The sequence below is a fragment of the Chryseobacterium limigenitum genome (assembly GCF_900114875.1).
GTDB lineage: Bacteria > Bacteroidota > Bacteroidia > Flavobacteriales > Weeksellaceae > Chryseobacterium > Chryseobacterium limigenitum.
The window spans coordinates 129,143-149,872 of the sequence record NZ_FPKW01000001.1 but is presented as its reverse complement, the minus strand read 5'-3'; the positions used below and the strand labels follow the sequence as shown (position 1 = coordinate 149,872).

At 33.9% G+C, this 20,730-nt stretch carries 20 protein-coding genes; 5 read left to right on the top strand and 15 right to left on the bottom strand.

The window, feature by feature from the left end:
* Nucleotides 1-57 precede the first annotated feature (57 nt).
* Nucleotides 58-372, top strand: a complete 315-nt coding sequence (locus tag BT156_RS00700; protein WP_072406233.1) for a DUF4286 family protein — start codon at nt 58-60, stop codon at nt 370-372.
* Nucleotides 373-473: 101 nt separating this feature from the next.
* Here the strand turns inward: BT156_RS00700 and BT156_RS21830 are convergent, their stop codons facing one another.
* The 3 genes from BT156_RS21830 to BT156_RS00690 all read right to left on the bottom strand — a co-directional run bounded on the left by BT156_RS21830 (nt 474) and on the right by BT156_RS00690 (nt 1,893).
* Nucleotides 474-761 carry a hypothetical protein gene (locus tag BT156_RS21830; protein ID WP_139255386.1) on the bottom strand — a complete coding sequence of 96 codons (288 nt, stop codon included), beginning with the start codon at nt 759-761 and terminating at the stop codon, nt 474-476.
* Nucleotides 762-880: 119 nt separating this feature from the next.
* On the bottom strand, nt 881-1,375 hold the full coding sequence (locus tag BT156_RS00695; RefSeq protein ID WP_072406230.1) for a GNAT family N-acetyltransferase: 495 nt from the start codon (nt 1,373-1,375) through the stop codon (nt 881-883).
* Nucleotides 1,376-1,380: 5 nt separating this feature from the next.
* Nucleotides 1,381-1,893 (bottom strand): DUF421 domain-containing protein, encoded by a 513-nt coding sequence (locus BT156_RS00690; RefSeq protein WP_072406227.1) that lies wholly within the window; start codon nt 1,891-1,893, stop codon nt 1,381-1,383.
* Between the two features lie 124 nt (nt 1,894-2,017).
* On the opposite strand from BT156_RS00690, the gene BT156_RS00685 reads away from it, so the two are divergent.
* Both BT156_RS00685 and BT156_RS00680 read left to right on the top strand, forming a co-directional pair.
* A complete protein-coding gene (locus BT156_RS00685; protein ID WP_072406224.1) occupies nt 2,018-3,100 on the top strand; it encodes an acyltransferase family protein in 1,083 nt (360 codons plus the stop codon).
* Nucleotides 3,101-3,174: 74 nt separating this feature from the next.
* Nucleotides 3,175-3,744 (top strand): hypothetical protein, encoded by a 570-nt coding sequence (locus BT156_RS00680; RefSeq protein ID WP_072406222.1) that lies wholly within the window; start codon nt 3,175-3,177, stop codon nt 3,742-3,744.
* Nucleotides 3,745-3,798: 54 nt separating this feature from the next.
* Here the strand turns inward: BT156_RS00680 and BT156_RS00675 are convergent, their stop codons facing one another.
* The 6 genes from BT156_RS00675 to BT156_RS00650 form a co-directional block, all read right to left on the bottom strand.
* Complete coding sequence (locus BT156_RS00675) at nt 3,799-3,933, bottom strand: bacteriocin-like protein (protein ID WP_072406220.1); 135 nt, start codon at nt 3,931-3,933, stop codon at nt 3,799-3,801.
* Nucleotides 3,934-4,076: 143 nt separating this feature from the next.
* Nucleotides 4,077-4,475: a hypothetical protein gene (locus BT156_RS00670; protein WP_072406218.1), complete on the bottom strand. Its 399-nt coding sequence runs from the start codon at nt 4,473-4,475 to the stop codon at nt 4,077-4,079.
* A gap of 320 nt (nt 4,476-4,795) precedes the next feature.
* Nucleotides 4,796-7,627 carry an excinuclease ABC subunit UvrA gene (gene uvrA, locus BT156_RS00665; RefSeq protein ID WP_072406216.1) on the bottom strand — a complete coding sequence of 944 codons (2,832 nt, stop codon included), beginning with the start codon at nt 7,625-7,627 and terminating at the stop codon, nt 4,796-4,798.
* 278 nt (nt 7,628-7,905) lie between these two features.
* Nucleotides 7,906-9,789: a type VI secretion system baseplate subunit TssF gene (locus tag BT156_RS00660; RefSeq protein WP_072406214.1), complete on the bottom strand. Its 1,884-nt coding sequence runs from the start codon at nt 9,787-9,789 to the stop codon at nt 7,906-7,908.
* 24 nt (nt 9,790-9,813) lie between these two features.
* Nucleotides 9,814-10,254, bottom strand: a complete 441-nt coding sequence (locus BT156_RS00655; protein WP_066758179.1) for a GPW/gp25 family protein — start codon at nt 10,252-10,254, stop codon at nt 9,814-9,816.
* Nucleotides 10,255-10,677: 423 nt separating this feature from the next.
* The gene (locus BT156_RS00650) at nt 10,678-12,093 is read right to left on the bottom strand and encodes an APC family permease (RefSeq protein ID WP_072406212.1); all 1,416 of its coding nucleotides are present in this window, start codon (nt 12,091-12,093) and stop codon (nt 10,678-10,680) included.
* Nucleotides 12,094-12,236: 143 nt separating this feature from the next.
* Between BT156_RS00650 and BT156_RS00645 the strand changes: the two genes are divergently transcribed.
* On the top strand, nt 12,237-12,746 hold the full coding sequence (locus tag BT156_RS00645; protein ID WP_072406210.1) for a DUF4920 domain-containing protein: 510 nt from the start codon (nt 12,237-12,239) through the stop codon (nt 12,744-12,746).
* A 102-nt stretch (nt 12,747-12,848) separates the two neighbouring features.
* On the opposite strand, the gene BT156_RS00640 is transcribed toward BT156_RS00645, so the two are convergent.
* Nucleotides 12,849-13,958, bottom strand: a complete 1,110-nt coding sequence (locus BT156_RS00640) for a M14 family zinc carboxypeptidase (RefSeq protein WP_072406208.1) — start codon at nt 13,956-13,958, stop codon at nt 12,849-12,851.
* A gap of 841 nt (nt 13,959-14,799) precedes the next feature.
* Between BT156_RS00640 and BT156_RS00635 the strand changes: the two genes are divergently transcribed.
* The gene (locus BT156_RS00635; RefSeq protein ID WP_072406206.1) at nt 14,800-15,345 is read left to right on the top strand and encodes a helix-turn-helix domain-containing protein; all 546 of its coding nucleotides are present in this window, start codon (nt 14,800-14,802) and stop codon (nt 15,343-15,345) included.
* A gap of 295 nt (nt 15,346-15,640) precedes the next feature.
* On the opposite strand, the gene BT156_RS00630 is transcribed toward BT156_RS00635, so the two are convergent.
* The 5 genes from BT156_RS00630 to BT156_RS00610 all read right to left on the bottom strand — a co-directional run bounded on the left by BT156_RS00630 (nt 15,641) and on the right by BT156_RS00610 (nt 20,641).
* A complete protein-coding gene (locus BT156_RS00630; RefSeq protein ID WP_072406204.1) occupies nt 15,641-16,810 on the bottom strand; it encodes a proline dehydrogenase family protein in 1,170 nt (389 codons plus the stop codon).
* A gap of 65 nt (nt 16,811-16,875) precedes the next feature.
* The gene (locus tag BT156_RS00625; protein ID WP_072406202.1) at nt 16,876-17,805 is read right to left on the bottom strand and encodes a UbiA family prenyltransferase; all 930 of its coding nucleotides are present in this window, start codon (nt 17,803-17,805) and stop codon (nt 16,876-16,878) included.
* An 11-nt stretch (nt 17,806-17,816) separates the two neighbouring features.
* Nucleotides 17,817-18,743, bottom strand: coding sequence for a mevalonate kinase family protein (locus tag BT156_RS00620; RefSeq protein ID WP_072406200.1), 927 nt, complete (start codon nt 18,741-18,743; stop codon nt 17,817-17,819).
* A 192-nt stretch (nt 18,744-18,935) separates the two neighbouring features.
* The gene (locus tag BT156_RS00615; RefSeq protein WP_228429908.1) at nt 18,936-19,130 is read right to left on the bottom strand and encodes a T9SS type A sorting domain-containing protein; all 195 of its coding nucleotides are present in this window, start codon (nt 19,128-19,130) and stop codon (nt 18,936-18,938) included.
* Nucleotides 19,131-19,150: 20 nt separating this feature from the next.
* Complete coding sequence (locus tag BT156_RS00610) at nt 19,151-20,641, bottom strand: MFS transporter (RefSeq protein ID WP_072406198.1); 1,491 nt, start codon at nt 20,639-20,641, stop codon at nt 19,151-19,153.
* Between the last annotated feature and the right edge of the window lie 89 nt (nt 20,642-20,730).

Genomic DNA, 20,730 nt, shown 5'->3' with positions numbered 1-20,730 from the left:
AAATTTGTCGATTTTTGCCCTAGAATTTACCAACAAAATCTTAAAAATTCATAAAATATGAGCGTATTAAGTATAACTTTCCACTGCACAAAAGATAATATCGAAAAATGGGAAAATTATATGGATGAAACATTGGTTTTAATGACTGAAAACCTATTGGATGTAAATAAATATATCCTTTCTGAAGTACACAGCGATTATATCGAAGACGGGAAAAATTATAACCTTCTTCTGATGTTCGACAATGATGATGTCCGAAATGATTTTATGGAAAGTGAGCTTTTAAATATCACTGAAATCGTTGAAAATAAGTTTGGCCAGGAAGTAATGATCTTCAACACTTTCTTAAATCCTAAAAAATCTAGATTTTAATTTTAAAAATTGAAATTAATATTTGAGTTATATATCATTTCCACTTAAAATAAATTTTCCCCATAAAGCAAAAGCACTGAAAATTATCAGTGCTTCTTTATTTATAATCTTACGACAACTACCGGTCTAGGCAACACATAATGTCTTCTGTGATGAGAATATCTGTGAGGTCTTACCGGTTTGTAATAATGTCTTGGTTTATAATAGTGTCTTGCAGGCCTATGATGCCCGTAAGCTACAGGTCTGTAATGCGGTCTCGGCCCGTGATAATAATGTTTCGACGATCCGTGGCCACGATGATGACGGCCTTTTTGGAGAGGTGATGCTTGATAATAAGCAAAAGAAAAAATCAGTAAGAAAAACCCTACTATTTTAGTCAGCATTTTCATAAATCAACTATTTTCAAATTACATTACAAAAACTTGCAAGACTAATGCCAATAAAGCTTTATTATTCGATTGTATATAAATTTTAAGAAACTTTATAATTTCTTCGATTTAAACATTATCTAGTTAATTATTTCACTTCTTCTTTCGTACGAGATAACGTCTTTCCACTCTCCGTTTAATTTTGCGATTTTTTTATGGAGACCAACATTTTTGAAACCGTTTTTTTGATGAAATCTGATCGACGCTTCATTTTCGGGGAAGATATTAGCCTGTAAAGTCCAAAATCCGTGGTTTTCACTATCCAAAATCATCTTTTTAAGCAAAACCGAACCCAAACCCAGTCCCTGATAATTATTGTCGAAATAGATGCTTACTTCTGCAACACCTTTATAACATTCTCTTTTACTGATGTGTTTCAGAGCGCACCAGCCAACCACTTCATTATTTTCGTTTTCCAGCACCCATCTGCAGTCGTTAAAAAAATCCGTATTCCAGACTTCTCTATTGGGAACTTCTGTTTCAAATGTGGCCATTCCTCCATCTATTCCCTGCTTGTAGATTTCCAGAACTTTAGGCTCATCAGCGGGAAGCATTTCTCGTATTTCGTAATTCATTGTATTTAATGATATTTTCTTTTGTTTTTTCTTTTAATTCTTGAATAGTGCGTTTGCTTATCTTTTTCATCTTCTGAAATTACACTAATGTTTCCATCAACTTCAAGAATGGATAACTTTACATTTTTAATTCCGTCAACGCCATGCTCACGAATAGCTTCTTCAAGTTCATCAATATTTATTTTAACATCATCTAAAGCTTTCTCATCTACTTTACCGTCCTTTATCAAGATTACAGGATCTGCTTCCATAAAAGTTTTGAAAGACGGGTTTGTAAACATTAATCTTTTTACAATAAAATTGGCTGCAAAAAGAACCAAAGCCGCAATAAGACCACCCTGTAGAGAAGTATCCTGTCCTACCATCGCATTCTGAACCGCATTGGAAATCAGCAACAATAAAACCACATCTCCCGCATTAAGCTGAGAAAGCTGGTTTTTACCGAACAGCCGAATAGCAACCATCATAAAAAGGTAAACACAAAGTGAGCGGACAACTACATCTAGAATAGGATTCACAAGAATTTATTTATGCTATCAAATGTATTAATTTTTATGATTTGCTGTGATAATAATTTCAAGTTTAAAGGAATTACTTTAGTTTTAAATATAAACATTAAATTTGCCGTCAATCAGGTCATAGATGATGAAACATTTAAAAGGATTAGATACATTAAGAGCATTAGCGGCAACAATTGTTGTTGTGGATCATGTTGAAATCATAAAGAAAGACAACAGAATCCTTAATTTTATCGACAATCCTACCCTGATCTACCCTGACGGTCATATTTCTGTAATACTTTTCTTTGTTATCAGTGGTTTTCTTATTACTTATTTGTTATTAGCAGAACAGGAAAAAAGTAGTGGTATTGATCTCAAAAACTTCTATATGAGGAGAGTTTTGCGGATTTGGCCTTTGTATTATCTGGTTTTATTTCTGTCTTATATCATTTTTAATCCGGATTATTCTCTGATCAGAATTTTATTGCCTTTATTTATCTTCCCCAATGTAGCGTATGCGCTTCAGGAAACATGGGACATCAGTCCGCAGATATGGTCGATAGGTGTTGAAGAACAGTTTTACATTGTCTGGCCATTACTTTTTATCTTTATTTCAAAAAGGAAAAAAGCACTAAACTATATTATTGCACTGATTGCATTTTTTACGCTTCTGCCTTTTGGTTTGAAGTTTATCAATCAGATCTTTTTTAAAAGTGAAGAAATTTACAATACGATTAGTCGATTTTTTTATGGAACAAAATTCAATTGTTTAGGAATTGGTACTTTGATTGGTTTCTTATTTTTCAGAAATAAAGAATACATTAATAAAATTTTGTTTAAATATAATTTTATAACTATAATTTTAACCCTGCTTCCCTTTATTTTATGGTTTTTCAAATTTGGAATAAATCATTTGAATGATGAAATTTATGCAGTGCTTTTTGCTTTTTCAATTTATAATATTGTTCAGCATCCTAAAATAAATATTGATAATAAGATTACACGATTTTTAGGAAAAATTTCCTACGGTATTTATCTTTATCACTGGATCATTGTTATTTTATTGGTAAAATACATTCCGAAAATGAATAACATATTTCTGTACAATACAGTATTATATTCTACGATCTTATCTGCAACCATCTTCATCTCATGGATATCTTTTATAACCTATGAAAAATTTTTCTTAAACCTGAAAAAGAAATATGAAGTCGTAAATGCATAAAGTACTTTATACATGATTGTTGGCATAGGTTTTGAAATTATTTTTTCGAAAAAAATTAAAGACACACACAAATTATGAAGCAAGTATTTTTTTACCTAAGCATTTTTCTGCTTTTTACAAGCTGTATAAAAAATGAACCCAAACCTAAGGCACTGGAAGCCGATACCGAGATCGCTCAGAAAGTAAAAACCTTGTATGCTACTTATGGAAAGTCCAGCGATGTAATTTATAACAAACCTATTCCAAAAGATCTCTTCTCTCCGGAGCTGGAAAAAACTTTTCAGGAAGCAATAGATGCATCAAAAGCCGATATCGAGAAAGTAAAAAAGAGTGACCATCCTACAGATAAGCCTTTATTAATGGAAGGATCAATTTTTACAAGTCTGTATGAAGGATATACGACTTACAAAATAAAATCAGTTCAATTAATGGGCACAAAACCTGTGGGCATGACTGCCGATGTTACCATTGATTTTGAAAATTCACAAGTTTCTCCGAAAATTACCTGGAGCGACACAGTACATCTAGTAAACACTCTTGACAGCGGATGGAAAGTTGATAATATTACTTTTTCGGAAAAGTTTGGAGGAAAAAATGATTTAAAATCTAATTTACAGAGCTTTATTTCGGGAGCTAAAAAATAGATTTAAATTTTCAACATAAAAAAACTGCTTATTTCAGGCAGTTTTTTGTTTTTATTAAGGACATTGAGCGATAGGCACCTCACTGCATACAGTCTGATTCAATCTTTCACAGTACACGCAGTACTTTTTTGGCTGTCCTCCGTACACTTCTTTTAGTTCTTCTTTGTTGAGTTTCTTTAAATTTTTCATATTGTTTTAATTTTGTGGATTAAAGTTAAAACGATATTTTATTTAGTTTATTACAGTTTTATATTTAAAACTTTCAGGATTTGCATTAAAAAACAAAACCACACAGAAATCTGTATGGTTTATTTTAAAGAACTATTATTTATCTATCTATTATCAATTTCTACTGTTACAGGCATTACATATGTGTATGCCGCCATATTTTCATTTAATTTTTTACGGTTTATTTTAAGATTGGTTAAAACGTTTTCAATTTCTTTACTTACATTTTTGCAGTCGCCTGTAGAATGAACGTTCGTAATTTTTCCGTTTTCTGCAATTTCAAATTTCACTTCCGAATTGACGACTCCTTGTTTATATTCGTAATTGGTGAAATCGAAATTACCTACCAACTCATTTCTTACTTCACTTAACATATCATTTTTATTCAGCTGAATCTCCTGTATTACATTGCTATCTGTAGTTTGTGCTTTCGCAGTGTTTATTACAGATATAGATCCGCAAACTAAAAGGGAAGCAATAAAGATTTGAATTTTATTTTTCATAACTATCTGGTTTTAAATATTATAATTAAATTATTTTGTATCTCTTACCAAAGATATTAAAAATAATTAATATTAAATTCACACACAGTTAACATTGAGTTAACATTGTAGTTTAAAACACTGATTATCAAGTAAATAAAATTTTAAAATAATTGAAAACTTAACATTGGAGGTTAATATTGAGCACAAAAAAGGCTAAACTTTATCAATTTAGCCTTAATATTTTGTCTCTCGTTTGTATTTCAGCAGGAATCTATATCCTTATATTAGCTTCATTGTCGAGATTCCTACGGAATGACAAAGATTGAGCTAATATTATCCTACTCCAATTCCCTCTTCAAAAACTTCCCTGTCAAACTTTTCTTAGACTTCACAATTTCCTCTGGAGTTCCTTTGGCTACAATTTCACCGCCATATTTTCCTCCTTCCGGACCAACATCAATAATATGATCTGCTAATTTTATCACATCCATATTATGCTCAATAATAATGAATGAATTTCCAAGCTCTACCAATTGATTGATCGCTTCCATCAGAATTTTTACGTCTTCAAAATGAAGTCCGGTTGTTGGTTCATCAAGAATATATAAGGTATTTCCTGTCTGTCTTTTTGCTAGTTCTGTTGCTAACTTGATACGTTGCGCTTCCCCTCCGGAAAGTGTAGTCGATTGCTGTCCTAAAGTAATATATCCCAAACCAACATCCTGCAAAGTTTTCACTTTAGCAAAAATCTTAGGAATCGGCTGGAAGAAATCTACCGCTTCATCAATCGTCATATCCAACACATCAGAAATAGATTTTCCTTTGTAACGAACCTCAAGCGTTTCTCTGTTGAATCGTTTTCCGTTGCAGGTTTCACAATGAACATAAACATCAGGCAAGAAATTCATTTCAATGACTTTCAAACCTCCACCCTGACAGGTTTCGCATCTTCCGCCTTTTACGTTGAAAGAAAATCTTCCAGGCTTGTAACCACGGATTTTACTTTCCGGCAATTCTGCAAAAAGGTTTCTGATATCCGTAAACATTCCTGTGTAGGTTGCAGGATTTGAACGAGGTGTTCTTCCGATCGGGGTTTGATCTACATCTACAATTTTATCAATGTTTTCAAGACCTTCGATTTTTTTATATGGTAAAGGTTCCTGAACGGCTCTGTAAAAATGTTTGTTAAGGATCGGATACAAAGTTCCGTTGATCAGAGAAGATTTTCCGCTTCCTGAAATTCCTGTCACCACCACCAATTTTCCTAACGGAATATCAAGATTAACATTTTTAAGGTTATTTCCTGTTGCTCCTTTTAAAACAATATTTTTTCCGTTCCCGGCTCTTCTTTCGCTAGGAACTTCAATTTTTCTTTTTCCTGTAATATAATCTGCTGTTATTGTATCAGCTTTCAATAAGTCTTTTGGTTTTCCCTGCCAAAGGATCTCGCCACCGAATTTTCCGGCTCTTGGACCAATGTCTAAAACCTCATCGGCTTCAAGAATCATGTCTTTGTCGTGTTCAACTACTAAAACAGAATTTCCGATGTCACGAAGATTTTTTAATGAATTAATTAATCTTTCGTTGTCTCTCTGGTGCAGTCCGATACTTGGTTCATCCAAAATATATAAGACATTCACCAACTGAGAGCCTATTTGTGTTGCCAGACGAATTCTTTGAGACTCCCCTCCTGAAAGCGTTTTTGAACTTCTGCTCAAACTTAAATAATCCAAACCAACATCCAGTAAGAACTGAAGTCGGGTTTCGATCTCCTTTAAAATTTCGTGAGCGATGATTTTATGTTTTTCGGAAAACTTATCTTTAATATCAGCTAACCAGTCTTTCAGGTCGGCTAAACTTAATCCGTTAACCTCAGCAATATTTTTTCCATCAATTTTAAAACTTAAACTTCCGGGCTGAAGGCGGGCTCCACCACATGAAGGACAAGTTTCTTCTGTTGTGAAATGTCTTTCCAGCAAAATCGCTTCGTAAGATTCTCTTTCATCAATCATTTCTTCCATAAAAGGAATCAGACCGTCAAAACTGATCTTTATTTTTTTTGCAATTCCTGCGTATTTCAGATCTTTATTGAATTCTTTATGACAACCATTGTAAATATAATCCAACGCTTCTTCCGGAATATCTTTAAAAGGAGTCGTTAAGCCAAGTCCGAAGATCTCAAGGATACTTTTGATCTGAGATAGGATCCATTTATTAGATTTAATATCTTCCAAAGGCAGTAAACCTCCCTGATTGATTGATAATTTATTATTTTCAACAAAATAATCGGTGTTTATTTTTTTGATTGTCCCTAAACCTTTACAATCCGGACAGCTTCCTTTCGGTGAATTGAATGAAAAAGTATTCGGTTCCGGTAACGCTAATGAATGTCCTGTTTCTGCATCCATTAAGTTTTTTGAGAAATACTCAATTTCCGAACTTCCCAGCTTCTGAATTCCGATCAGTCCTTCTCCCATTTCCGTTGCTGTACGTAAGGATTTCTCCATTCTGCTTTCGGAAGCGCTTTCCCCGATGATCCAACGGTCGATCACAATATCGATGTCGTGGGTTTTGTAACGGTCAAGTTTTAGATCATATTCAATATCCTGTAATTCACCGTCAATTCTTGCCTGTCCGTATCCTTTTTTAGCCATCTGAACAAAAAGCTCGTGATAATGACCTTTTCTGGAACGCACAACAGGTGCCATCAACATCAATTTCTCTCCTTTATAATTTTTTTTGATGGTATCCAGGATCTGCTCTTCCGTATAGCTCACCAATTTTTTTCCTGTAGATAATGAATAGGCATCAGAAACTCTTGCGTACAAAAGGCGAAGGTAATCGTACAATTCTGTAACGGTTCCCACAGTTGAACGCGGGTTTTTGTTGGTTGTCTTTTGTTCAATCGCAATTACAGGCGAAAGTCCTTCGATTTTATCTACATCAGGACGCTCCAACCCGCCTAAGAACTGACGTGCGTACGCTGAAAATGTTTCAATATAACGACGCTGACCTTCCGCAAAAATCGTGTCAAAAGCCAATGAAGATTTTCCGCTTCCTGAAAGTCCTGTAATCACGACTAATTCATTACGTGGAATTTTAACATTAATGTTCTTAAGATTATGCTCTCTCGCTCCGTAAACTTCTATATATTCTGTTGATTTGCTCATAATTTGATGTGATTTTACCTGAAAATCACGCTGTGCAAAAATACGGAATTTTATGGAATTTTTTGTGTTAAAAAATGTTAGTTTATTAACTGTAAAATAGAGGAAATATTTAATTTCAAGTTAGTTTTTTAAACTAAATGAATGTTTCTATAGTTTATTATTAAAATCCTTCGACTCCGCTCAGGATGACCTCTCTAATACTAATTGCTATCTCTATGCAGAATAATTCACCAGTATCATCCTGAGCGAAGCCGAAGAATCTTTAGTTTTAAAAAAAATTAATTTTCAAAGAAATCTACATCTTCGTTGCTGATCTTTACAACATACTCAATTCCGTCGATTGCTTTAGAAATGATTTGATTTCTGAGAATGTTCGCCATATTTTCCCAATAAGCTCTTCCATAGAAGGAATAGTTTTGGGGAATGATCTCAACCTCAACGGTTCTTACAAAACCTTCTTTTGGTCTGTTACTGATCATGGTTCCACGTTTTACTCTTACGTCTTTTACTTCGTCTTTCAGAACCATTCTGCAATAGTTTTTAACGTCTTCCAGAGAAATAATCTTATCTCTTGTCGTCAAAGCATATTTATAAGCCTGAATACTGTCGGTTCCTTTTTGCTCTTCAGATCCGCCGATACTTTCTGTAAGAAGTACCAACGACTGCGATTTTAACTGATTGGAAAGTTCCGTTCCCGGGCGCATATGATTGGCCAACGTACAATGAGTCACCCAAAATGACGCGTACGTATGATCCGTTTTTTCTACAGGCTCCATGATTACGTAGTTCAGTTCCTGTTTAATACTTCTTTTCGCATTATTCACTTTCTGAACCATTGATTTCATTTTATCGGACATTTCGCTAAGCACACCTTTCACATTATCTCTGTTTAAAAGTGAAAACGCTGCGATCTCATCTCTTGTCAGTTCCAACACGTTTGCAATCATGTCGACTGCATTTCTGTTGGTAAATCGTTCCATTCCGCCTTTTCGGACAGTGTACAAACCTTTTTTTAAGTCATCTGCCGGAGTGAAAGGAATTTCTGTGTATCTTCTTCCTTCCCCGTCCTGAACTTCATCAACATAAAGAAAATGCTCACCCTCATCTGTTACCAAAGGAATATTATTTCCCATAATGTCCAGACTGTACTCTGTTTTTTTCCAGCCTCTGTTATAAATCGGGAAAGCATTTAAAACAAAAGAAAAATTATCTAAAATCTCTGCAGAAAACTGTGGCGGAAACTCGAAAGTCAGCCACAAATAACGTTTTCCTTCGATATGTTTTGAAATTTCACCTTTATCTTCAAGGAAATCCAGATTTTGAGGAAGTTTTCCCGGTTCAGAAAAAAGACTGTCCGAAGTTCCTGTGATCTCAATGAATTTATGGTGGTAAATGCTTTTGATATCTTCAATTGTTTTTGTTTTGATCGACTGTTCACGAAACATCTGCTCATACCCTTCCGGCTGACTGCTTTTCAGGTATGATAATCCTTCTCTCACAAACAAAGGATTTCCGTTGCTGGTAACCGTAATATACGGCAAGAGCTTGTAAACAAAATCCAAATGTTCGAAAGCTGGATTTGAACAGAAAATACTTAAATATTTAGGGAAATTTTCGCTTACATATTTGCTGACGTTGATTCCGATCGTTACTTTTCTGTAGTCCTCCGGTTTTCCCTGAAATCTTGAGATCGGAATCTTATTCAATCTGTCATCAATACTGTAGCATGTATTTCCTACAAACATGATTGATGTCTGAGCTTTATTGATTCTCACATTCCCGATCGGTGTAAAAGGAATATTTACCTGTTTATCCGATTCCGATTTTACGGTGGAAGTCATCTGCTTTTTGAAGAAAAACTCAGTATGCTCCAACAAAACCTCCGAAGATTCGTAAGGTTGTGTAAATGCAACAGCGTGCGAAGGAATCGGGTGAGTATAAATTGACGGAGTCAGTAATTTGGCCAGCTTTTCTAAAATGCGGGCATTTACGGTCTGTATTTCGTTGTTTGCTTTAAAAACTTCTGTACTGAATGCATCGATCAGTAATTTAACAAAAGGATCCAATGACTGCGGACTTTTTAGTCCCCAAACTTTGGTTGCGTTCTGAAGCATTCTTGCTTTTACAGATTCTTTGGAATAAATATTCTGGTCTAAATTCATAAATTCTGGTTACAATAAAAATATTTAGTCGATGGACATCGGGCTCAAAAATAATTCCGTAGAAAAGCTGAAACGCTCTCCTGACTCTTCCATTTTTGCATTAATGGCAACTCTTACTTTCTTTTTGATTTCCGTATGTTCTTTTGTGTCGTAATTGTGTTCTACAAACTGAATGTTGGCATCAATCTGCGGCTGAACGATTCGGGGTTCGTATTCCTGTATCTGTCTTTTGAGACTTTTGATAAAAATATTTTCCCAGACTGCACTTGTAACTCCATTATCGAATTCCAGATTCCAAACGTCGTTTCCGTAATTTTCATCATATCTGTTTTCGCCCTTTTTGGTGGTTATCAGCAACATAATGTTGTGGGCAATACTTTCACCCATGTCGCAGGTGTCTATACTTCCTCCCTCCGTCATTAATGTTGATGGAACAAAAGGCATTCTGTAATTTGGTGTGTCCATGATTCAACTTTATTTTTTACGTCATAGTCTTGTTTACTTGAAACGAAATACCAAATTAAACATTTTCAGTAAATAAAATGTTATATGAAATTAAAAATATTGTTTAAAATTTCCTGATTTGAAACAAGTTTGAAAGCTTTATAATGAATTGGATTTTTTTAACGCAAAGTTTTATTTTTTGACAACGTTATTTTAAGTGAGCGAAGAGGAATCAACAAGTTGATTTTATGAAGCGATGGCTTAATAATGACGAAAATTTAAAAGAACGACAAAAACCCTAGCCCCGATTGGAACGACATCCTTTTTTGTTGCGGCCGGAGCGAAGCGGAGGTCGTAACAAAAAAGATACAGTGGAAAGCGGGAAATTGCTTCAAAAATAAATAATAAAAAAGCTGTCCGACTTAGTCAAACAGCTTTTGAAATTTATTCTTCTATTTTCTTGTTTCGATTGATAAAGTAATACACCGGAAGTCCGAGTAAGACCATTACGAATCCCGGCCAGGTGTACTGTTGTTTGTAAATTAACAATAAAATACAGAAACCTGTTCCGATCAATAAGTAAATAATCGGTGTGATCGGATATAACCATGCTTTGTATGGCCTTTCGAGATCAGGCTGCTTAAATCTTAAATAAATAACTCCAAAAACGGTTATCATGTAAAATAAAACGATCACGAATGATATCATATCTAAAAGATTCCCGTACTGACCGCTTAAACACAGCAAAGAAGCCCAAACTCCCTGCATCCATAGTGCATTAGCAGGAACATCGTTTTTGTTGTTTTTTTCGGCCTGTTTGAAGAACATCCCGTCTTTGGCCATAGTTTGGAAAACTCTTGCTCCCGCTAAGATCAATCCATTGTTGCAACCGAAAGTCGAAACCATTACCAAAACGGCAATAATTACCGTTCCTGCACTCCCGAAAATAAAGTGTGAAGCGGCAACCGCTACTCTATCATTTTCTGCAAAGGCGATCGCGTCTCTGTCTAATGCGTTTAAGTAAACATAATTCACGGCGATGTATAAGATCATTACGGCAGTTGTTCCGTAGATCATAGATTTTACGACGTTTTTCTTTGGATTTTCAATTTCACCCGAAACGAACGTCACACTTTCCCAAGCCACAGAACTGAATACGGAACCTACCATTGCCGCTGCAATTCCTCCCAGAAGAGTCATTCCGCCGATGGGTTCCCAACCTTCTTTCAGGAAGTTTCCGAGAGCATCTTTTTTAAGATTGCTGAAAGAATCATATCCCAAACTAAAATTTTCCGCCAAATGAGAGAAATCAACCAAAATAAATCCGGCAGCAATTAAACCTAACAAGGCTATGATTTTAGAACCTGTGAAAACATTCTGTAATATTTTTCCGCTTTCTACTCCTCTTGTATTAAAATAAGTCAATAAAATTATAGTACCGATCGCTAAAATCTGTATCCAGGTGATTTTAAATTCTCCACTTTGAAAGATAGGTGCTGCATCATTAAGAGCAGGAACCAAATATGCCGTAAACTTTCCGAAAGCCATTGCCACCGCAGCGATTGTACCTGTCTGTATTACCGTAAATAATCCCCATCCGTACAAGAACCCCATCTTTTTACCGAAGATCTCTTTAAGGTAGGTGTATTGCCCTCCTGCCTTAGGAAATAAAGCGGATAACTCACCATAACTGATCGCTGCTGCAACCGTCATGATTCCCGTGATCACCCAAACAACGATAAGCCAATATCCGGATCCTAGGTTCCGCATCATGTCGGCACTTACAATGAAGATCCCACTTCCGATCATGGAACCCATTACGAGCATAATGGCGTCCCAAAGTTTTAGTTTTTTTTGCATAGTCAAGTATAGGCGTCAAATATAAATAAATATGTGATGCGTTTCGGATTTTGTTTAAAATTTAGAAAACGACCTGTTTTTTATCAAGTATTTAACGATTTCTGATTCAATATTTATTAGTATTTTTGGAAAAAATATTAAAAATGAAATTCAAAGCAATATTATTTGCAGTCGCTGTAAGTGCATCCACTTTAGCTTTTGCACAGGAAACAAAGAAAGTCGGTCCGCCAGCAGGAAATGCAGTGGTAGGTGATACATACGGAAGTGCAGTTTCTTCCGGAGTAGAATCTAAAGCTATTTCTGTAGAAAAATTAAGCAAAAAGCTTAAAAAAGAGAACAAAAAAGTAGAGAATGTAGCCATTAAAGGAAAAGTAGTTGATGTTTGTGATAAAAAAGGTTGTTGGTTAACAATCCAGACTGAAGATAATTCTCAGTTCTTCGTAAAAATGAAAGATTATGCATTTTTCGTTCCTACTGCTTTGAAAGGTAAAACCGTTGTGCTTGACGGAAGCGCTGAAAGAAAGGTAACTTCTGTTGATGAGCAAAAACATTATGCAGAGGATGTTAAAAAGCCTCAGACTGAAATTGACGCCATCACAACTCCAAAAGAAGAAATCAGATTTGTGGCTAACGGAATTAAAGTTGTGAATTAAGATTTGACAAAGTTTTATTTTAAAAATATTAACTCCTAAAATGAAAACTTTGCGTTTAAAAAACTTATAAAAAACAAAAGCGGAACAATTTGTTCCGCTTTTTTAGTCTTCTATTTTAAATTCTACTACAGCATCCAGTTTAGGATATTTAGTGACAGAAATAAATTTCTTTCCGGTGCAATCGATCTCGAGCCAACCCTTTCTTTTCTTCACATCTCCGACTTCCATTACAAACGGCACAAAAGATATTTCGTCTTTGCCCTCCTCCATAATTTCACGATACTGAACAGCCACATCTAAAATGCATTCATGATCGGTATTCAATTTTACATTTCTGTAAACGATATCGTAATGCGTTTCCTGATTTTCGGGAATTTCAAGATAAGCTTCCCAGCCTGTAATATCAGAGTTTAGTTCACTGATCGCTTTTAGTGCGTAATACAATGCAATCGTATAATATTTTCTTGTTCCTTTTCTCGTGTAGTCGTCTACAAAATGTCCGCCTTCAAATAAAATTGTAGGCATTCCCGCTTTGATAAAATTATCGCCTGTAGAGGTCGGATAAAACTCATCAGAATATCTGCCGATCTGATTTGGAATTAATTCTTTTAAATGATGATAAACTTCCGCAATTACCGCCATGCATTTTTTCCTGTTATCAGTAACCGTACGTTCAACATTTTCCGAAGGTGCCAAAAATGATAAAGTCGCAGGATGGATTCCGTCTGTTGTAAAAATTGTTCTCTGCTCATGTAAATTCAGAGCGTAATCATACTTCTTTGAAGCAACAGTATTTTTCAGAAATTTAATCTCTTTACTTGACTCGTTATGGAAGTCTCTGTTAAGATCAATATCCGAAGCATTAAGTCTTGTCCATTTTTCAGAGCCGTCAGGATTTAGCATAAAAATAAAATCCAGTTTGATGTTACTGAAAAGTTCTCCTTTCAGTGCCGGAGCTTTATCTAAAGTGATCAGCAAATCTAACATTGCGTGAGTAGCGTTCGACTCATTTCCGTGCATTTGTGACCAAGCCAGAATATTGATGTTTCCGGTTCCGATGCTTAATTTATAAATAGGTTTCTCCAAATACGATTTTCCGATCTCCTGAATATAATCTGCGAGATTCGTCTGTAAGTATGAAAATAATTTTTCAGGGGAAATATAACGGTTTGGGAAATTAGGATTTTCTAAGTAGATCTGTTCAAAATTCATTGTGGAATAGTTTACAAGAGTCAAATTTAACCATTTTTAGTTAAAAAATAAAATTAACGTTTGTAAACTTGTTAAACAATGTAAAATGACAGTTTGTCTGTGGATAAAATTGTGGATTGTGGATAATTTAATTACATATATTTAAATTACTTAAATTCAGATAGTTATAAAATTTACTTAAATCTTATTTAGAATATTACTTTAAGTGTAGAAAACCCTATTTATCTCGAAATGAGTGTAATTATCTTAAACATGTGGATAGTGGATAAATATGTTAATTACTTTTTATATACAAATGTAAATTGTTAATTACTTGAAAAATACCCTTAAAAATCTGTGTTTAATTTGAATTAAATTAAGAGCTTAATTCGGCTTGAAATTTATCTCATAAAGTCATTGCTGTTTAACTTTAATTAAACACTAAAATTACCTTATATGGGGTGTTTACAGTAGTATAATAGTTCAAAAAACACATTTGTAATCAGTAAATATCAACAAAATCAATCATTTAGCTAATCTCCTCCCTATATGCTAAAATTACCTTGCACAGTTTATGTAAATACTCTTTAATAGGTTATTTAATGACTTCTACAATGTTAAAATGATCAATAATCGGTTTATTTCATCTGTAACTTTAGATAAAATCACAGAAAATGAATTTTGCGGATAAAATGTTAAATAAAATTTACGATTTAATTTTATCCATAATGTAAATATTTGATATTTAGCTGAATACGTTAATTTACAAATGTATTGTCAATAACTTTATTTTGATTTACATTTGTATTTTGCAATTGTAAATACTATCTTTACATTTGTAAAGTGATTAAAAGCTTATTTTATGAGTTTAAATGAAAGAATTTCCAAAGTTATAGAGTATTCAAAATTGACGCCTTCTGAATTTGCGGATGAGATCGATGTACAGCGATCTTCTATTTCTCATGTTACTTCGGGAAGAAATAAACCTTCGTTAGAATTTATTATAAAAATAAAATCCAGATTCCCTGAGATTTTATGGGACTGGTTGGTAAATGGCGATGGCGAAATGCTGAAATCCGAATTGCCTGAAACGAACGATTTAGAAGATTTAGAATTGGAAATAGACGAAGATAAAGCTAAACCTACTTCACTTCCCGATCTGTTTACGATGATGAATAATGACGATGATTTTGGAGCCGATGAAACAGAAATTGAACTTCCCAATGAGAGGCCTCAGGAATCTTTTATACCACATCAAAGTACACCTCAGGAGAAAATATTCGATTCTCAGCGATTAGAAAAATCTAATCAGCAAATACTCGATCAAGTGACTGGAAATCAATCTAATAAGATAAAACGTATTGTCCTCTTCTACGAAAACGGAAAATTTGAAAGTTTTGAGCCATAAAAAAGCCTGATCAAAGAAAATGATCAGGCAAAAAAATATTTGAAGAAGAAAACTAAAGCTAAAGCTTTATATTTTTCAGCTATTTAGATTAAAATGAAGCATTCATTTTATTGCTTTTTTCATGTTGCTCAACTAAATTACAAAAAATTTACAAACTTTACAATAAAACTTTTATTTTAATATTATATAATCAGCATAGTAAATTATTTAATACATATTATCAATTCAAACCATAAACAAAAAAAATACCTTGCAAAAAATGCGAGGTATTTATATTTTTAAAGATAAATAGAGATTACTTGTTCTTTCTTCTGTCCAATTCTTTCTGAATAAGACCTAATTCTCGTCCCGTTTGCCCTGCCACAGAAGTGTTTTCTCTAGCTCTTCTGGTAAGATAAGGAACAACATCTTTTACAGGTCCGTATGGAAGATATTTTGCGGCATTATAGCCTTTATCAGACAAATAGAACGTAATGTTATCACTCATTCCGTAAAGCTGTCCGAAATACACGTGGGGATTGCCGTTTTCAAGAGATTTAGCCTTCATTTTATCCATTACTAATTCGGAGGAGACCTCGTTATGAGTCCCAAAAAAAGCCGAAACTTTATCCAAATGATTCATTACAAAATCAATTCCTGCGTTGTAATTTTTATCAGAAGCATCTTTATTTGGCTGGATCGGATCTGCATATCCTTTTTCTGCCGCTCTCGCTCTTTCCTTCTCCATATAAGCTCCACGAACGATCTTATATCCAATGAAATAATTCTTTTCTCTGGCTCTCTGAAGATTCTGTTCCATGTATTCCAATCTGCCGGTTCTATACATTTGGATCGTATTCCAAACAATAGGTTTCTCCTGATTGTATTTCTCCATCATCTCTTCACACAAGTGATCTGCTGCGTCCTGCATCCAGGTTTCCTCGGCATCTACCATTACTTTTTTGTCGTGTTCGTGGCAAAGTTTACATACTTCATCGAATCTTTTTACAACTCTTTCCCACTCTTCTTTTTGGCTTGAAGTAAGCTCTGCATTCTTTCCAACAGCTTCGTAAAGATCAATTCTACCGAAAGCAGTAGGCTTAAAAACGATAAAAGGAATCGCAGGATTTCCTACAGAAAACCTTACGATATCTTTAATTTCTTTGCAAACAGCGTCAAATGTTTCTTCATCTTCTTTGCCTTCAATCGAGTAATCAAAAATACTTCCAACCCCTCTTTTGAAGAGCTGTTTCACTGCTTTCATACTTTCTTCACGCGTTTCACCACCACAAAACTGATCAAACAAAGTGTTTTTTACAATTCCGGTAACGAAAGGGAAATTATTATGAACAGTGAAATTAAGGATAGAAGTTCCAAGACTTGTAAGAGCGGGCTGTTCAATCATTTTGAACATCCAGTACGCTTTTCTTAACTGTGCATCAGATTTATCTGCAAATGCAACTTTAGTATCGTTAAAAATGGGCATTCCTTTTTATTAAATTTAGTTTTGCAAAGGTAAGGATAACCTTAATCTTTTTCCAACATTTTCTTCTATATTTTACCTTCAATTCCATTCAGAAGCATCGCAATGATTCCTACAAAAACCCAAAGTCTTAATATATTGATTGTCAAAAAATTACTTTTCCTAGAAGAATTTAAAAGCAAATAAATACAAAAGATGAAAATAAATAACCCGCAAGAAAAATAATAGGCCATAAATCCTGAAATTCCTGTTCTGAGAATCAGTTTCATGGAAACAGCCATTGTAATAACCAGCAAAGAAATAATGATTCCTTTTGTTGTTCTGGTCGTAAAATAATTGGGAATTGTAGTATATCCAAAGGCTTTATCTACACTTTTTGTAAGCGTGTCTTTTACAATATCAATGCATAAAAGCATCAAAAAAAGAAAAATTGCCATTAGCAAAACCTTCTTTGAAAAAGTCTCATAATAGACCATCATTCCGAAAAAAGGATAAAGCGTAAGGCTTACAAAAGTGAGATTATTTAATATTAAAATCCGGCTTAATTTATGGCTGTAAAACCACATGAAAAATTGATAAACTACAAAAAAAACAAAGACATTATGCGAAATTGTCCATGCAACTCCTAACGAAATTAGGCTTAAAAACAAGTAAGCGTAAAGAAAATACTTCTGTTTTATGAAGCTTTGAATTCTCGTTCTGAAAGGTTTTACGATATGATCTTTTTCAAAATCATAGAACTGGTTGATAATTCCACCCGCTAAAATGGTTAAAACTGTACAGAAAATAATGCCGTGAACTTTAAAATCAAAGACAAATTTCCTGAAACTTTCATCCTGATTAAACAGGAAAAAGGTAGAAACATACAGCGCAAAAGTGAGCAGAATAGCTACAAAGAATCGTGCACCCAAAAGAAAGCCCACGAATTGTGAAAATCTGTAAAATAGAGATTTTTGGACAAAGTTTTTCTGTTGGAAATTTTCTTTTTCAGAATTCATTCCCAATACAATTAAAACCTGTAAATCACTTCTTTATGGAAGCCATCAAGCATTTTTTCAGCCTTTTCGTAGTCTTTAGTGAAACCCAGAATATAACCTCCACCTCCGCTTCCGCAAAGTTTTAAATAATAAGCATTTGAATCCAACCCTTTTTTCCAGACATTAAAAATACTTTCAGGAATCATCGGGCGGAAATGTTCGTATGCCCAATGAGAAAGTTTCTTTAAATTTCTAAAAAAAGGATTCATATCTTTTTTAAGGAAAGCCTCGATACAAGCATTATTGTAGCGGATAAACTCCTCTTTTAACGTTTTACGGAAACCTTCGGTCTTCATTTTTTCAAAGAAAATCTGAACCATTGGTCCGGTTTCACCAGTCATTCCTGAATCGATCAAGAAAATTGCTCCTTTACCTTCCTGACTTCTAGGAATCGCTACTTTATCTACACTTTCTTTGCTTTCGATCAAAATCGGAAGGTTCATATAGCAGATAAGAGGATCAATTCCAGAGCTTTTTCCGTGGAAATAGCTTTCCATCAAGCCAAAAACGCTTCTTAAATTTTTAAGTTCGTCTTTAGAAATATTTTCAGGATTACGTTTTGTAATTGAATAGCGCTCGAAAATAGCAGCGACTAAAGCACCTGAACTCCCTATTCCATATCCTTGAGGAATATTACTGTCGAAGAATAAACCTTTTGAAATTTCTTCCTTAAATTTTGAAACATTGATTTCAAAACTTTTTGGAAGCTCCAAATTCAGAAGATATTCTGCGTACTTTATAAGGTGTTCATTAGATTTCTTTTCAAAATCGGAATCTAATGCTGAGAACTTGAGGGTACCTTTATAGAAACTATAAGGTAATGTCAAACCTTGGGAATCTTCAATGATTCCGTATTCCCCGAACAAAAGAATTTTTGCGTAAAATAAAGGGTTTGTCATTATATAATAAATCTTTTTTGCAAAGTTAAAATTATTCTGCTCAGTATAAGCAAAATCCACGCCGAATTATAACTTATTTTAACAGAAAATTGATTCTTAGTATTTAATTAAATCTTAAAAACCATATTTAATATCTTAAAGTTAGCAAAAAAGCCTGAATATTTCAGGCTTTTATTATTAATTATTCAAAAATTATTGCTTTATTAATTTCTTGGTTATGGTTTGCTTTTCAGTTTCTATGGAAACTATATAATTTCCTGTTTGCATTGTTGAGAGGCTTATCTCTGTTTTATTCCCTTTTAATGAACTTGCAGAACTTACCAACCTTCCCGCTTCATCGTACATTTTATATGATTTTAAACCTTCTTTAGAAGAAATCGTGATCACAGTTTTATTTTTTTATTAATTTACAATGTATCTCTTTCTTTCATCATTTTCACTTTCATAAAACGGATCAGAATAAGCCCTATTGCAAAAAATATGGTCATAGAAAGTGCAGCGATACGCATATTATTAAAATGTTCTATTAATGTTGCAAAGATGAAAGTTCCTAAAATAATGGCCAATTTTTCTAACACATCATAGAAGCTGAAAAACGTTGTATTTTCCATTGAATTTTCCGGTAAAAGTTTTGAATAAGTAGACCTCGACATTGCCTGAAGACCTCCCATTACCAAACCTACAACAGCAGCAACTCCGTAGAATTGATATTCAACAGTAGGGTTTTCTTTATTGAGGAAAAACGCCCATAAACAAGCTACAATCCATAAAACAATGGCAATCGAGATTACATTTCTGTTTCCTATTTTTCTTGATAATCTTGAAAATATAACGGCCCCGATAATTGCTTCAATCTGAATAACCAACAGAGTACCGATCAGTTTATCCTGCGCAAGATTTATTTCACTCTTCCCAAATAATGTTGCCATTAGGAAAATCGTCTGCATTCCGACACTGTAGAAAAAGAAACTTGAAAGGAAGAATTTTAGGTTTCTATCTTTAAATAATAAGTTTCCAGCTTTGAAAAGTTCATGAAAACTTTCTTTTGCAATGTCTTTATAAAAACTGATATTGTCTTTAAATACTTCAAAGAAACCTCCTTGATCTTCATGCTTTTTGAAAATATTTTTATAGTTCAATAAAACCAAATCTTTAGGCAGTTTTTCTTTAACATCACCAAATTGAGGCAGATGCTTAAAAGTATATTGAGAAAATCCAAACCACCAAGCCCCCGTCAATAAGAAGCTGATTCTAGTAAATAATAACTGTTGTGCAGCACCTTTAGCAAAAACCTGAATCAATACCAAACACAAAATTACTAAAACTACAGAACCGATATATCCGTAAACATACCCTCTTGCGGAAAGCGCATCCTGTTTATCCCGCGTCGCAATATCCGGTAAAAACGAGTTGTAAAACACCAAACTTCCCCAGAATCCTACACTCGCTGTTATACTGAAAAGCAATCCCAAAAAGACATTATGCATTCCCGTAAACATCGCCAGTCCCATACAAGAAGTTGCCCCCAAGTAACAGAAAAACTGTAAAAATGATTTTTTATTACCAATTGTATCTGCTAAAGAAGACAAAAACGGAGATAATAAAACTACAATAAAGAAAGATATCGTTAATGAATATCCGTAAACCGCATCCGGCTGATATTCTTTCCCGAAGATTTTAATTAAATGCCTTACCGGGACATCGATCCAGGTTTTGGTTTCCGCCACATATTCCTTTTTTTCATACGCTGTGGTAAGAATTGAGTAGTAAATTGGAAAAATGGTAGATGTAATGACCAAAGAATAAACAGAATTGGCCCAGTCATAGACCGCCCAGGCTTTCATAATCTTTGGATTATTCTTTATATTTTGTGTTGGTTGCTTCCCTGTTTCAGACATTTATAATAATTATTAATTTAGCAAAAATAAAAAAACCATTAAGAAATTGATAACAATTTAAAAAAATTATCAAATCCTTAATGGTTGTA